The organism is Cupriavidus sp. NPDC089707 (genome assembly GCF_044748965.1).
Lineage (GTDB): Bacteria > Pseudomonadota > Gammaproteobacteria > Burkholderiales > Burkholderiaceae > Cupriavidus.
In genome coordinates this window covers 18,457-31,415 of the sequence record NZ_JBIVHB010000016.1, presented here as the reverse complement: position 1 = coordinate 31,415, position 12,959 = coordinate 18,457, and the positions used below count along the sequence as shown (strand labels likewise).

The following is a 12,959-nucleotide window of genomic DNA, read 5'->3' as shown; positions in this document are numbered from 1 at the left end:
TGGACGGCGGGTGGCGATGGGTCAGGCGGGCCTGTAGCAAACCACCATAGCACAGGGGTCGGGCCGGGCCGGGAAGGCATGGCCCATGCACTGTACATCCATACAGTGTAACAGTTTGGAAAAAGATTCGTATTGTTTGCGCCACTCGCTTTCAGAGTCGTGACGGTGTGGCGCTATGGCGGCGGCGATGCGCGTTCGTGGATGAATATGCAGGTGACTTACGACCTGAAGGTCGCACAACGGGATCTGGGCGAGCGCATCGCGGCGGAAGTGCTGCCGCGCGAGGGCGTCGACCAGGAAATTCCATAGAACCAGGAAAACAGAATGCCAGGGGCGGCGCAGCCATCCTGCCCCCCCGCATGCCACTACCGCGGCAACGTCTCCGCCAGCGCCCGGAACGCGCGGAACGTGATCGGGTTGTTGGCAGCGTTCCCCGCGACCGGATGCGACGCATAGCGGACGATCGTCAGCTCGGCCTTAGGATCGATGTAGATGCGCTGCCCATGGATGCCGGCAGCCTGGAACATGCCGTGGTTGTCATGAGAGACCCACCACATGTCGCGGTAGCTCCAGCCCGGCAACACGGTGCCGCTGCCCGAGCGTGCGAACTGCCCGCGGTCGCCGCCGCGGCGGATATCGGCCACGACCGATACCGGGATGATCTGCTTGCCGTTGAAGCGCCCGTTGCCGCGAATGGTCTCGCCGAAGCGCGCGAGGTCGCGCAGCGTGGTGTTCAGGCCGCCGCCGCCCGATTCCGTGCCGATGCTGTCGACCGTGAAGTAAGCATCCTGCTCGGCGCCCATCGGCTGCCAGATCCGTTCCGACAGCACCTTGGCCAGCGACTGGCCCGAAACGCGGCGCACGATCCACGCGAGCACCTCGGCATTCACCGTCTTGTAGGCAAAGACATCGTCGTGTCCGCCTTCTTTCTGCAGCGTCTTCAGGAAGTCGTAGAACGTTCCCGGCCCGTTATATCCGGCAGGCCGGGCGAGCATGCCGCCGGCGCGCGCATAGTCCCATACCTCGGCCTTGGGATTGGCGTAGTCCTCCGAATAGCGGACGCCGACGGTCATGTCCATGACCTGGCGCACCGTGGCATCGCCGTAGGCGGTGCCGGCCATCTCCGGCAGGTAGCGCGTGACGGGCGCCGCCGGGTCGAGCTTGCCGTCGGCGGCAAGCATCGCCGCCAGCGTGCCGACGAACGATTTCGTCACCGACATGGCGATATGGGGCGTATGACCGTCCAGTACGCCGAAGTAGCGCTCATAGACGACCTTGCCCTTGTGCATGACCAGGATGCCGTCGGTATAGGTCAGCGCCAGCATCTCTTCGAAGGTCCGGCGCGTGCCGTCCGCATCGGTGAACGGCACCGAGCCGATATCGCGCTCCGCGCGCGGCAGCGCGCTGGGCGGGCCGTTGCCGCGCCAGACCGACGCGGTCGGCACCAGTTCGCGGATATGCGAGAACAGCCAGCGATTGCGCGGGAATTTCTCGGCGCCCGGCGCGTGGGTGATCTGCTTCTCGGGCGGCGGCGGAAAGCCTTGCATCCAGCCGAGCCGGACCGGATCGCTTTCCAGCGCGGCGACCAGCGCCGGCGCCGAGGCTGCGGGCGCGGCGCCGCGGCCAGCGTCCTGGCTCCAGGCCGGCAAGGCGGCGGCGCACAGTGCACCGCATGCGATGGTGCGCCATTGGCGGCGCGGCCGGGTATGGGTATTGGGTTTCATGTCGTCTCCTCGTTGTTGTGTGGCCTTGCCGTTTTTCGCTCCCCTGCCCTGCTACCCGGCCGGCGGCTCGACACCGCGCTGGTGCGCCTCGAGCGCCGCGGTCAGCTTGCCGATGACCCGGTCCAGCGCCTGGACTTCGGCTTCGGTCAGGACCGACAGGAACATCTTTTCCAGGACATCGCCGCGCTGGTAAGTCTGCGCGACCAATGCCGCGCCGGCCGGTGTCAGGAACAGGTTCAGTTGGCGGGCATCGGCCGCGCCGACCTCACGGCGCAGCAAGCCCCGCTTTGCCAGCGCGGTGACGAGCTTGGAAGTCACCGTCTTCTCCAGCAGCACCAGTTCGATCAGGCGCGTCAGCGTCAGGCCGGGCTCCATGCCGGCAAAACGCAGCACGCGCAATTCCCTCAGGCCGATGCCGAATTCCCGCTCATAGAAGCCGGAGGCAGAGTCCTTGGTCATTTCGCAAAGGCGGTTCAGCCGGAAAGTCAGGTATTCCAGGATCGAACTGGTGGTGGAGTCGGGCATCAGGACAGAAGGCTTGCGGACGGCGAACAGATTCTAATGGCAATAGTTTCCACTAGCAACCAATTAGGCGCAGCAACTCCGACGCGGTGCCCCTTGCGGATCAACCCAGGGATTATGTGAGGAAACAGGCCCGTCTCGCTTCTTCCGGACAGGCCCGGCAGGCGGCCGGGCGGTTACCCGGCAATGCCGCCCAGCCAAGCCGCCTTCAGTCGAGCAGGTGCCCCATGCGCGTGCGCTTGGTCGCCAGGTATTTCTCGTTCTCGGCGTTGGGCGGCACGATGTGCCGCAGTTGCTCGTTGACCTTGATGCCAGCCTTTTCCAGCGCGGCGGCCTTGAGCGGGTTGTTGCTCATCAGCCGCACTGACGTGACGCCCCACTGGTGCAGCAGGTCGGCCGCAAAGGCGTAGTTGCGCGCGTCGATAGCCTGGCCCAGCGCCAGGTTGGCGTCGACGGTATCGAGCCCCCCATCCTGCAGGCGGTAGGCGCGGATTTTCTCCGCCAGGCCAATGCCGCGGCCTTCGTGGCCGCGCAGGTACAGCAGGATGCCACGGCCCTCGGCAGCGATCTTTTCCATCGCCAGTTCCAGTTGCGGGCCGCAATCGCAGCGGCAGGAACCGAAGACATCCCCAGTCAGGCATTCGGAGTGCATGCGGATCAGCACGTCGTCGCCGGTTACCTCGCCCACGCTGAGGGCCAGATGCTCAATGCCTGAGTGAGCGCCCTTGAAGGCGTGTGCCGTGAAGTCGCCAAATCGGGTCGGCAGGCGTGCCGAATCGATCAGCTCAATTTCTGTGTCGTTCATACCGGAATTCTTTTCAATGGGCGCGGGGCGGCCCGGCACCGGCGACATTATGAGCGGAATTGCGCGTTCGCGCTTGATTCGGGCATGGAACGCACCGTTGCGGATCGTCGCCATAGTCCTACATCGGGGCGCGCGACAGGCTTATGCAGCCCCTAAGTGATGCGGACGGCGTAGCAATCTGCTGCGGCGGCTGGCGGCTCAGGGTTCGACGGATGGCTCGCGCTTCAGCGTGCGCAGCACAAAGGTCGAGCGGCTATGGCGCAGGCCGGGCAGCTTGTACAGTTTGTGCCGCAGGAACTCCTCATAGCCTTGCGTGCCGGCTACGGCGACCTTGATCAGGTAGTCGTAGTCCCCGGTCAGCAGGTAGGCCTCCATCACTTCCGGCAGTTCGGCCAGCGCCTGGCCGAAGCGGTACAGCATGTCGTCGTCGTGGCGCTCCAGCGTGACCTCGATCAGGACCGTATCCGGCAATCCCAGCGCCTTCTGGTTCAGCAGCGCGGCGTAGCCTTCGATGACCCCGCTTTCCTCGAGTGCGCGCACCCGGTTCCAGCAGGGTGTGGCGGAGAGGCCGATCTGCTCGGCCAGCTTCGCATTGGAAAGCCGACCGTCGCGGCGGAGTTCGCGCAGGATGCGGCGATCGGTGTCATCGAGTTTGGGAGGTTGCACCATGGCCTCTGTTATTCAAAGACGAAACATCCTTGAATTCTGCCACAGACAGATGTTTCTTTCTCAATTTTCCCAATACCGGAAAAATAAAGAAGCTCATTTTGCACTCCGGCTGGTAAATTAACTTCATCAGAAAACCTGCCTGAAACGCCACATGCCAGCCACCGTCCTTCCCACCCTGCGTCTTTCCCTGCAACTCGATGGCACCGACCCATTCGGTGCGATGGAGTGGGTGTTTGCCAGCGCCCGGCGTACCGGACTGGCGCCTGAACAGTTGCGCTTCGACGCGACCCGCGCCGAACCCGCCAGCAAGCCAGTGCTCCATGCCACCTTGACCGCGGCCGATGCCAGCTTGCTCTGGTTGTTCCTGCGCCGGCTGGAAAGTGGCATCGACATGGCTGTGCTGGGCGCAGACATCGACGATCCGGACGACGAGGCGCAAAGCGAGTTGACTCCCGGGCTGCGCGCCGCTATCCCAAAGGTCAGCAGCGACGCCGCATTGGCGCTGCCGGCCTAGCCGGCTGCGCTATGCCGGCAGCAGTTCGATGCCGTCGAGCTGCGCCGCACACGTATCCCGCACGATCGCGACAAAGTCCGCCACATAAGGCCGGCGTGCCAGTGGCGCCGGCACCGTGGCATAGAGTTCGCTCCACAGCCCCCCCGCGCCAATCCGCTTGGCCAGCACGTAGTCGTGGTCGACGTAGTTCTTCACGCCCCAGTTGGGCAATGCCGCCACGCCACGCCGGCTCGCCACCAGTTGCAGCACGGCCACCGTCAGCTCCGCGGTGCGCCGCTGCAGCCGGATACCGGCAGGTTCCAGCACCTCGCGGATCAGGTCGATACGCTGCTCCGGCACCGGATAGGTGATCAGCGTCTCGCCGTCCAGGTCGGCCGCTTCGATGCGGCGCTTGTTGCGCAGCCGGTGCTCGTTGGCGATGACCGCCAGGATCTCGAAACGGAACAGCGGCGCCACGTCGAGCCCGCGCCGCACCGCCGGCTGCGACCCGATCACCATGTCGGCGCGGCCTTCGCTGAGCAGCGAGATCGGGTCGGCATGGAAGCCCGCCACCAGATCCACCTCCACCTCGGGCCAGCGGCGGCGGAACTCGTCCATCACCGGCATCAGCCAGTCGAAGCAGGTATGGCATTCCAGCACCACGCGCAGTTCGCCGCGGGTGTCGCCCTTGAGCCGTTCGATATCGCGGTCGGCCGCGCTGACCGCGGCCAGCACCTCGCGCGCGAGCGCCAGCAGGCGGTCGCCCGCCGGCGTGAAGCGCAGCCCCTGCCGGGTGCGGTCGAACAGCGGCAGGCCGTAGTGCGCCTCGATCGCCTTGATCTGGTGTGACAGCGCCGACTGGCTGACATGCACGCGCTCGGCCGCGGTGGCGAGCTTGCCGGATTCGGCAATCGCAACCAGCGAGCGGAAATGGCGGACCTCGATCATGCGCAGCGCAGGGCGCTAGCCCGCCCCGTTTTCGTATGAAACTGATTCATATGTTGTTTAAAACTTGTCGCTTGATTCATTTTATGGGGAAACCGACACTGTGCGCCAGTCATCTTCCGGAGCAAGTTCCCCATGGCACGCACCCATATCCTCGGCTTTCCCCGCATCGGCGAACGCCGTGAACTGAAATTCGCGCAGGAGGCCTTCTGGCGCGGTGAAAGCAGCGAAGCCGCGCTGCGCGAAGTGGCCGCGCAACTGCGCCGCCGCCACTGGCAACTGCAGGCCGAGCGCGGCCTGGACACCGTGGCCACCGGCGACTTCGCCTACTACGACCAGATGCTCAGCCTGACCGCGCTGCTGGGTGCCTTGCCGCGCCGCTTCGGTTTCGACCCGTCACAGCTGACGCTGACGCAGTATTTCGAGCTGGCGCGCGGCAACCGCGAACAACCGGCAATGGAGATGACCAAGTGGTTCGACACCAACTACCACTACCTGGTCCCCGAGCTGGATGCCGATACCGCCTTCGACGGCGGTCCGGCCTGGTTCTTCGAGGAAATCGATGAAGCGCTGGCGCAAGGCCTGCGCGCGCGGCCGGTACTGGTGGGCCCGGTCACCTACCTGTGGCTGTCCAAGAGCCACGTAGCCGGCTTCGACCGCCTCTCGCTGCTGCCGAAGCTGGTGCAGGCCTACCGCCGCATCCTCGGCCAATTGAAGGCGCGAGGCATCGAGTGGGTACAGATCGACGAGCCCGCGCTGTGCCTGGACCTGGAGCCCGCATGGCTCGACGCCTTCGACAGTGCCTACGCCGGCCTGCGCGACGCGGGCCCGAAGCTGCTGCTGGCGACGTACTTCGACACCGCCGCCGACCATGCCGCGCGCGCTGCCGCGCTGCCGGTCGACGGCTTCCATATCGACCTGGTGCGAGCACCGGGCCAGCTGGCCGCATGGCAGGCCGCGCTGCCGGCGCATGCCGTGCTGTCCGCCGGCGTGATCGACGGCCGCAATATCTGGCGCACCGACCTGCGCCGCGTACTCGACACGCTGCGCCCCGTGCAGGCGGCGCTCGGCGACCGCCTGTGGCTGGCGCCGTCGTGTTCGCTGCTGCATGTGCCGGTGTCGCTGGCGCATGAGGTGCGCCTCGATGCCGAACTGAAGTCGTGGCTCGCCTTCGCCACCGAGAAGCTCGACGAGCTGCAGGTGCTGGCACGCGCGCTCAACGAAGGCGATGCCGCCGTCGCCGCGCAGCTGGCAGCGTCCGACGCCGTGCAGGCCTCGCGCCGGCAATCGCGCCGCGTGGTCAACCCGCGCGTGCAGCAACGCCTGGCCGGCGTGACCGCCGACATGGCCCGCCGCGCCAGCCCGTTCGCACAACGCATCGAGCGCCAGCGCGAGGCGCTGCAGCTGCCGCTGCTGCCGACCACCACCATCGGTTCGTTCCCGCAGACCGCGGCCATCCGCCAGACCCGTGCGGCCTTCAAGCGCGGCGAAATCGGCGCGCTTGAATACCTGGAGCGCATCCGCGCCGAAATCGCGCTGGCCGTGCGCAAGCAGGAAGCGCTGGGCCTGGACGTGCTGGTCCACGGCGAGGCCGAGCGCAACGACATGGTCGAGTATTTCGGCGAGCAGCTGTGCGGCTACGGCTTTACCGAGAACGGCTGGGTGCAGAGCTATGGCTCGCGCTGCGTCAAGCCGCCGGTGATCTACGGCGATGTGTACCGGCCGGAGCCGATGACGGTAGACACCACCCGCTACGCGCAATCGCTGACCGAGCGGCCGATGAAGGGCATGCTCACCGGTCCGATCACCATGCTGCAATGGTCGTTCGTGCGCGACGACCAGCCGCGCGCCACCACCGCGCGCCAGCTCGCGCTGGCCATCCGCGACGAGGTGTGCGACCTGGAACAGGCCGGCATCCGCGTGATCCAGATCGACGAGCCCGCGCTGCGCGAAGGCCTGCCGCTGCGCCGCGGCGACTGGGACGCCTACCTGGACTGGGCAGTCACCGCTTTCCGCCTCTCAGCCAGCGGCGTCAGGGACCAGACCCAGATCCACACGCATATGTGCTACGCCGAGTTCAACGACATCCTGCCGTCGATCGCGGCGCTGGACGCCGACGTGATCACCATCGAGACCTCGCGCTCGGCGATGGAACTGCTGGAAGGCTTCGGCGACTTCGACTACCCGAACGAGATCGGGCCTGGCGTGTACGACATCCACTCGCCGCGCGTGCCGTCGGTGCAGGCGATGGAGCGGCTGCTCGACCGTGCCTGCGAAGTGGTGCCGCCGCAGCGCCTGTGGGTCAACCCTGACTGCGGCCTGAAGACGCGCGCCTGGGAAGAAACCGAGGCGGCGCTGGCCAACATGGTCAGCGCGGCGCGCGCGCTGCGCGAGCGCTGGTCCAGCCCCGGCACGATGGCATGGAAGCGGGTCGGCAAGCCGGCCGGCCATGTCGCCGCGGCGCCTGCAGGCGGCACCGCTTGCACTGGTTGCGCGACGCACGCGCACTGAGCAGCGGCGCGCGTCATTGCAGGAAAGGCCGGAAAGAAGGCCGCATGCCTGATGGGCATGCGGCCTTCTTTTCTTGCCAGTAGGGCGTTGCCGGCTCAGTTCACCGGCGTCACCGCCGGCGGCATCCAGCTGCCGTCGAGCAGCGCCTGCTCCGGCCAGTACGCACGCAGCATCAAGTTCAGGCCATCGGGCGGGGCCGGCAGCCAGTTGGCGGCCCGGGATCCCGCCGGGCGTTCGTGCTGGATATAGATGTCGAGCGAGCCGTCGCGATTGTAGCGCAGGCGGTCGCGGCTGCCGATGGCGTAGCGCTGGATCGGGTTGGGGATAAACGCCTGGCGGTCGTTGTAAAGGGTCAGCGACCAGAACGCCCGCGCCGGCGGCAGTTGGCCCTTGTCGAAATGCAGCACGTAGCGCGCGCCACCCTGCAGCGGCGTGCCGTTGGCATCGGTGCGCGTCGATGCGTAGATCGCATCCTCAGGCAGGTTGGCGCCCAGCCCCACCCACGCGGTCACCGCGCGGCGGGCGTAGTTGGTGCCATAGTTGCCGAGATCGCGGTGCATGACCCAGCCGTTGCCCGCATCGGCATTGCCCTTGCGCGCGCCCTGCGCGATCGCCGACAGCGCCGCGGTCGCGCCCTCCTGCACCGCGCGCGCGGTCGACGGTTCCATCACCGTGGTCTTGAACGGCACGCCGGGGCTGATGCCCATGCGGCGCAGTTTCTCCACCATGGCGCTGTCGGCCGGCGCCGGCGGATTGGCCGGCAGCAGCGCAGCGAAGCGCGTGAAGAAGGCCTGCGCGTCCATCGCCGCGACCTGCTCAACCGGCGAGCTCTGCGTGTCGACCACAGCGGCGCGCGGGGTGGGCCGTTCAGGCACACGGCGGCCGCCGCCCCACGCGGACAGCGGCGTCAGCCGGTACTGGTCCTGCAGCCGGTGCACGGCCGCGAGATCCTTCTTGCCGTTGGCCTGAGTACGACCGATCAGCCAGACCATCGACGTCGGCGAGCGGATTTCCTGCACGCCCTTGGGCAGCGTGCCGCGCCAGTCGGGTCCGGTGATGGCGAAATTGCCGCGGCGGGTACCGGTGGTGCGCTTGCCCGGCGAGGCAAACACATTGGTCCACGCATCCATCAGCGGCATCAGGTAATAGCGCCCTTGCGTGTCGGGCACGGACAGAATCACCGGCTCGCGCGACAGGTCCAGCCACGCCGACGAATACAACGTATCGGCATTAGGGCTGACCACGTCAGTGAAGCTGGCGTCCGGGAACGTGCGCTTGTGGCTGAAGGTGTTGACCGGCGTGCGCAGCGTCATCAGCTCGCGCGTCACGTCCATCAGCACCAGCGGATAGGCATAGGTGAAGACCTCGGCCGACAGGGTCTTCATGGCCTGGTCGGAAGGCGGCTGCTCGGCGGCAACGGCCTGGACGGCGGCTGAATCCGGCGCGCTGGCGCAGCCGGACAGCATGACAGCGAGCGTGACCGCGCTCGCCATAAGACGAAATGAAGGTTTCATGACCCCGTTCCCAATTCTTGCGACTTGTCCCGGGGTTGCGGCTATGACTGCCGGCATGTCGTCCCGGAGGCGCATCTGTTAGCTCCCGCATCTTGTCCCTCCCCTTGCGCCGTGTCAATTCCTCGCAAGCAGGGAAGCGAGCGCGATCACACTGAAGGTGGGGCTGGTTGCGGAACATGGATGATAAAGCACCTCCACAGCGTGAGGGAATCACCCGATCAGAAGCTGGAATCAGAAGCTGGAATCAGCGCTCGATGGCCGTCAATACCGCATCTGCACATCGTCGACCTTGCCCGTGCGCGCGTTGTACAGGCAGGCGTAGTGGAAACCGATCGCCGACGAGCTGTCGTCGGGCTCGAACACACCTTCGCCATTGACCGACGTCTGCGCGCCAGGGCGTTGGTAGTACTGCTCGCGATCGGCCATCAGCATGACGCTGCCCGGCTGCGGATAGCGGCGCTTGAGCGCTTCGGCGACGGCCGGCTCACAGGCAACAGAGGCCGCCTTGGACACGGTCTGGGCATCCACCGTGATGCGCGTGGTGGCGGGCGGGACCGGGCGCGGCGCGGTTTGCGGCGGCGTCTCGCAGGCGGCCAGCAGGCACGCCAGGGGCAGGCACAGGATTGAAGCTCGGATCACGCGGACCTCCTCCCAGCGGAAGCGCGCACCCCGGCGCCCTCCCAAAAAGTGAAGCGGAGCTATCAGATTAATGCTTTCGGGCGGAAAAGCCAAAGCCGGGCATCCCTGGGGCGGCCCGGCTGCCTCCGGATTTGCCCGCGATTGCGAATCTTTCAACGCGGCTACACTATCGGCTCCCGGCGCCGGCGCGCATCGCGCGGCGCCGCAAGACACCACGATGCCGACACAATGACAACCACAGAGACAAGCGGCGCACGCCCTGCCACCACCGCCATTCCCGCGCCGTTGCTGCGCAATGCCGCCAGCCTGCTGGTCGTGCGCGACGCGCCCGCCGGCATGGAAGTCCTGCTGGTCCGCCGCGTCGAGCGCGCCAACGACCGCAGCAGCGGCGCCTATGTGTTCCCCGGCGGCACGCTCGACGCGCTGCACGACAAGGCGCTGCATGCGCACGCCCACGGCCTCGATGACATCGCCGCAAGCGAGCGCCTGGGGCTGCCCGCTGGCGGCCTGGACTTCTATGTTGCCGCGGTACGCGAATGCTTCGAAGAAGCCGGCCTGCTGTTCGCCTATGGCAGCGACGGGCAACTGCAGCCGCCCGATGCCCTCGGCGCCAGACAGCAGGCGCTGCTGCGCGCAGCCGTGCAGCGCGGCGGACCGGGCCTGGCGCATGCATGCGAGCAACTCGGACTGCGGCTGGCAGCCGACCGGCTGGCCTACCACAGTTACTGGCTCACGCCGCCGGGCCTGCCCAAGCGCTTCGACACGCGCTTCTTCGTCGCTATCGCGCCGGAAGGCCAAGAGGTGATCGCCGATGGCAACGAGATCGTCGAACACCGCTGGATCCGCCCTGCCGAAGCCGCCGATCCCGCCAGCGGCCTGCCGATGATGCACGTCACGCGTCGCACGCTGGCGGCGATCGCGCAATTCGAGAACGCCGAGGCCTGCTTTGCGTATGCGGCGCAACTGCGCGGCATTGCCTGCATCATGCCGCGCCTGGCCAACGGCGCCGCGGGCATGCGGCCGGTGATGCCCAACGAAGCGTGCTATGCCGAGATCGGCCGCATCGACCCCGAAGGCCGGCACCATGGTCGTTACGAGCTGTCCCCCGGCTTGCCGGTACAGTTGTCCGAGCGCGTCTGGCGCGTGACCGCGAACAACGGCAGCGTGATGACCGGCCCCGGCACCAACACCTACCTGGTCGGCGGCGGCGCGCGCAACGAATGGGCCGTGATCGACCCCGGCCCCGATGACGCCGAACATGTACGCGCCATCCTGGCCGCGGCGCCTGGTCCGATCCGCTGGATCTTCGCCACGCACACACATCTCGACCATTCGCCCGCAGCCGCCGCGCTGCAGGCTGCGACCGGCGCAACCGTGCTGGGCCGTGGCGCGCCCGCCGGCCAGTGGCAGGACGCGAGCTTCACGCCGCAGCGCGAACTCGCGCACGGCGAGCGCATCACCATCGGCGACGGCTGCACACTGCGCGTCTGCCATACGCCGGGCCACGCGTCGAACCATCTGTGCTACCTGCTGGAAGAAGAAAAGACCCTGTTCACCGGCGACCACGTGATGCAAGGCTCGACGGTCGTGATCGGACCGCCTGACGGAGACATGCGCGCCTACCTCGATTCGCTGGCTGCACTGCAGGAACAAGACCTGGAATGGCTCGCCCCCGGGCACGGCTTCCTGATCGCGCGCCCGCAGGACGCGATCCGCCTGCTGGTCCGCCACCGGCTTCAGCGTGAAGCCAAGGTCGCGGCCGCACTGCGCGAACTGGGCCCCGCGCCGATCGAAGCGCTGGTGCTGCGCGTCTATGACGACGTGCCGCCGCGCATGCATCCGGTCGCGCAGCGCTCGCTGCTGGCGCACTTGCTAAAGCTGCGGGATGAAGGCAAGGCGCGCGAAGCGGATGGGGGCTGGTCGGAGGTGGCGGCGTAGGCGCCATAAGCGCCGTAGGGGGCCACAAAAGTTTTTTCGCGTACCCCACTTGCGCAATCCCGAAATTCCGCTACAATTCGGCCTCTCGTGTGCGGCTGTAGCTCAGTTGGATAGAGTACTTGGCTACGAACCAAGGGGTCGTGGGTTCGAATCCTGCCAGCCGCGCCACCTATGCAGAAGGGAAAAGGGCTTCCGGAAACGGAAGCCCTTTTTTCATGGCGGCGAGGCTGCGCCCCATCCTTTGCGCAAGCGCTCGCCGGCACTCTGAAACTACCACCGGTACCTCGCGCCAACCGTACCGCTTGGATTACGCCCCGCCCTCACCTTGAACCACAGCTTCACGCCGGTCTTCGTGTTGCCGTGCGCGCCGATGTTGAACGAGAACAGCCCGCGCAGGAGGTCGGCATCGATCCTGGTGCCATTGATGTTGATGCTCTGCTTGCGGCTGTCCTGCCACCAGTCGGCTTCAACGAACGGATAGATGCCGGCCAGCCGCGTCGGCTGCGCGCCATAGAGCCGTACGCCGATGCCGGTGGCGCTGGAATCGCCAGGCATGCCTTGCGCCTGCACGCCGCTGACCGGAGACATGCCAGGCTGGTAGGCCAGCTGCAACCGCGGCTGGATTGTCAGGCCACCGCCGCGCGGCACCACGGCATCGACAGCCAGCGCCATGGTGCGCACGCGGCCGTCGACAAAGCCGCCGGCGCTGGTGACATCATCCAGGTGCAGCGTCAGGCGGCGCGGGCGTTCGGCCATGGCGACGAGATCGCGATCCACCGCGGCGAGGCCCGGCGCATCGTCGTCCGGCCCCACACCCATTGCCAGCGGCAACGGCGGCGAATACTCGGGCGTTCGCTCCGCATACTCGACGGCAACCGGTTCGGGAGCACTGGAGAAAGTGGGCGCCATGGCGGATATGTCGGCCGCCGCCGTCAGCGTGTCGGGCACCTCCGCGGCCTGAGCCTGCAGCGGCTGGTCCCAGCCGGAGAGGCCCTGGCTGCCGCCCGCCCTTTCGGGAACCGCATCATCCGCGTGGGCCAGCGCACACATCAGCACGGCCAGGATGCTGCAGCATTGCAGGTGGTGCAGGATCGGACCCGGATGCGTGGCACACGGGTGCCAACCGGGGCAAGATCCCGCCTCCTCCCTCTCTCTCGATGATGACAAGACCATAGTCATGGCAACCACCTTCGGACGTT

The 12,959-nt window shown here is 67.0% G+C and carries 12 protein-coding genes and 1 tRNA gene; 5 read left to right on the top strand and 8 right to left on the bottom strand.

Annotated elements, in window-relative coordinates; genetic code table 11:
- Positions 1-132: 132 nt before the first annotated feature.
- Positions 133-309: a hypothetical protein gene (locus ACIP1U_RS22785; RefSeq protein ID WP_400319689.1), complete on the top strand. Its 177-nt coding sequence runs from the start codon at positions 133-135 to the stop codon at positions 307-309.
- A 56-nt stretch (positions 310-365) separates the two neighbouring features.
- Here the strand turns inward: ACIP1U_RS22785 and ACIP1U_RS22780 are convergent, their stop codons facing one another.
- From ACIP1U_RS22780 to ACIP1U_RS22765, 4 genes are all read right to left on the bottom strand, one after another.
- On the bottom strand, positions 366-1,724 hold the full coding sequence (locus ACIP1U_RS22780) for a serine hydrolase domain-containing protein (RefSeq protein WP_400319686.1): 1,359 nt from the start codon (positions 1,722-1,724) through the stop codon (positions 366-368).
- Positions 1,725-1,775: 51 nt separating this feature from the next.
- The gene (locus tag ACIP1U_RS22775; protein WP_400319683.1) at positions 1,776-2,249 is read right to left on the bottom strand and encodes a MarR family winged helix-turn-helix transcriptional regulator; all 474 of its coding nucleotides are present in this window, start codon (positions 2,247-2,249) and stop codon (positions 1,776-1,778) included.
- 205 nt (positions 2,250-2,454) lie between these two features.
- Positions 2,455-3,051 (bottom strand): GTP cyclohydrolase II, encoded by a 597-nt coding sequence (ribA, locus tag ACIP1U_RS22770; protein ID WP_400319680.1) that lies wholly within the window; start codon positions 3,049-3,051, stop codon positions 2,455-2,457.
- Positions 3,052-3,249: 198 nt separating this feature from the next.
- Positions 3,250-3,720: an Lrp/AsnC family transcriptional regulator gene (locus tag ACIP1U_RS22765; RefSeq protein ID WP_400319677.1), complete on the bottom strand. Its 471-nt coding sequence runs from the start codon at positions 3,718-3,720 to the stop codon at positions 3,250-3,252.
- 151 nt (positions 3,721-3,871) lie between these two features.
- Between ACIP1U_RS22765 and ACIP1U_RS22760 the strand changes: the two genes are divergently transcribed.
- Positions 3,872-4,234, top strand: a complete 363-nt coding sequence (locus tag ACIP1U_RS22760) for an AsnC family transcriptional regulator (RefSeq protein ID WP_400319674.1) — start codon at positions 3,872-3,874, stop codon at positions 4,232-4,234.
- A gap of 9 nt (positions 4,235-4,243) precedes the next feature.
- Here the strand turns inward: ACIP1U_RS22760 and ACIP1U_RS22755 are convergent, their stop codons facing one another.
- Complete coding sequence (locus ACIP1U_RS22755; protein WP_400319671.1) at positions 4,244-5,161, bottom strand: LysR family transcriptional regulator; 918 nt, start codon at positions 5,159-5,161, stop codon at positions 4,244-4,246.
- 132 nt (positions 5,162-5,293) lie between these two features.
- Between ACIP1U_RS22755 and metE the strand changes: the two genes are divergently transcribed.
- Entirely contained in the window at positions 5,294-7,669 is a 2,376-nt protein-coding gene (gene metE, locus ACIP1U_RS22750; protein WP_400319668.1) for a 5-methyltetrahydropteroyltriglutamate--homocysteine S-methyltransferase, read from the top strand.
- A gap of 95 nt (positions 7,670-7,764) precedes the next feature.
- Here metE and ACIP1U_RS22745 read toward each other — a convergent pair whose 3' ends face one another.
- Both ACIP1U_RS22745 and ACIP1U_RS22740 read right to left on the bottom strand, forming a co-directional pair.
- Positions 7,765-9,183 carry a DUF1254 domain-containing protein gene (locus ACIP1U_RS22745; protein ID WP_400319665.1) on the bottom strand — a complete coding sequence of 473 codons (1,419 nt, stop codon included), beginning with the start codon at positions 9,181-9,183 and terminating at the stop codon, positions 7,765-7,767.
- A gap of 261 nt (positions 9,184-9,444) precedes the next feature.
- The gene (locus ACIP1U_RS22740) at positions 9,445-9,822 is read right to left on the bottom strand and encodes a short-chain fatty acid transporter (protein WP_400319662.1); all 378 of its coding nucleotides are present in this window, start codon (positions 9,820-9,822) and stop codon (positions 9,445-9,447) included.
- Between the two features lie 228 nt (positions 9,823-10,050).
- Here ACIP1U_RS22740 and ACIP1U_RS22735 point away from each other — a divergent pair, with 228 nt between their 5' ends.
- Together ACIP1U_RS22735 and ACIP1U_RS22730 are read left to right on the top strand one after the other, a co-directional pair.
- Positions 10,051-11,760 carry an MBL fold metallo-hydrolase gene (locus tag ACIP1U_RS22735; protein WP_400319659.1) on the top strand — a complete coding sequence of 570 codons (1,710 nt, stop codon included), beginning with the start codon at positions 10,051-10,053 and terminating at the stop codon, positions 11,758-11,760.
- Between the two features lie 91 nt (positions 11,761-11,851).
- Positions 11,852-11,928: transfer RNA gene (locus ACIP1U_RS22730), tRNA-Arg, on the top strand.
- Between the two features lie 102 nt (positions 11,929-12,030).
- On the opposite strand, the gene ACIP1U_RS22725 is transcribed toward ACIP1U_RS22730, so the two are convergent.
- Positions 12,031-12,939 carry a hydrolase gene (locus ACIP1U_RS22725; protein ID WP_400319657.1) on the bottom strand — a complete coding sequence of 303 codons (909 nt, stop codon included), beginning with the start codon at positions 12,937-12,939 and terminating at the stop codon, positions 12,031-12,033.
- Positions 12,940-12,959: the final 20 nt, after the last annotated feature.

Excerpts from the sequence above, each read along its gene's own strand:
- ACIP1U_RS22780 (WP_400319686.1), bottom strand. The coding sequence starts at position 1,724 with ATGAAACCCAATACCCATACCCGGCCGCGCCGCCAATGGCGCACCATC.
- ACIP1U_RS22775 (WP_400319683.1), bottom strand. The coding sequence starts at position 2,249 with ATGCCCGACTCCACCACCAGTTCGATCCTGGAATACCTGACTTTCCGG.
- ribA (WP_400319680.1), bottom strand. The coding sequence starts at position 3,051 with ATGAACGACACAGAAATTGAGCTGATCGATTCGGCACGCCTGCCGACC.
- ACIP1U_RS22765 (WP_400319677.1), bottom strand. The coding sequence starts at position 3,720 with ATGGTGCAACCTCCCAAACTCGATGACACCGATCGCCGCATCCTGCGC.
- ACIP1U_RS22760 (WP_400319674.1), top strand. The coding sequence starts at position 3,872 with ATGCCAGCCACCGTCCTTCCCACCCTGCGTCTTTCCCTGCAACTCGAT.
- ACIP1U_RS22755 (WP_400319671.1), bottom strand. The coding sequence starts at position 5,161 with ATGATCGAGGTCCGCCATTTCCGCTCGCTGGTTGCGATTGCCGAATCC.
- metE (WP_400319668.1), top strand. The coding sequence starts at position 5,294 with ATGGCACGCACCCATATCCTCGGCTTTCCCCGCATCGGCGAACGCCGT.
- ACIP1U_RS22745 (WP_400319665.1), bottom strand. The coding sequence starts at position 9,183 with ATGAAACCTTCATTTCGTCTTATGGCGAGCGCGGTCACGCTCGCTGTC.
- ACIP1U_RS22735 (WP_400319659.1), top strand. The coding sequence starts at position 10,051 with ATGACAACCACAGAGACAAGCGGCGCACGCCCTGCCACCACCGCCATT.
- ACIP1U_RS22725 (WP_400319657.1), bottom strand. The coding sequence starts at position 12,939 with ATGACTATGGTCTTGTCATCATCGAGAGAGAGGGAGGAGGCGGGATCT.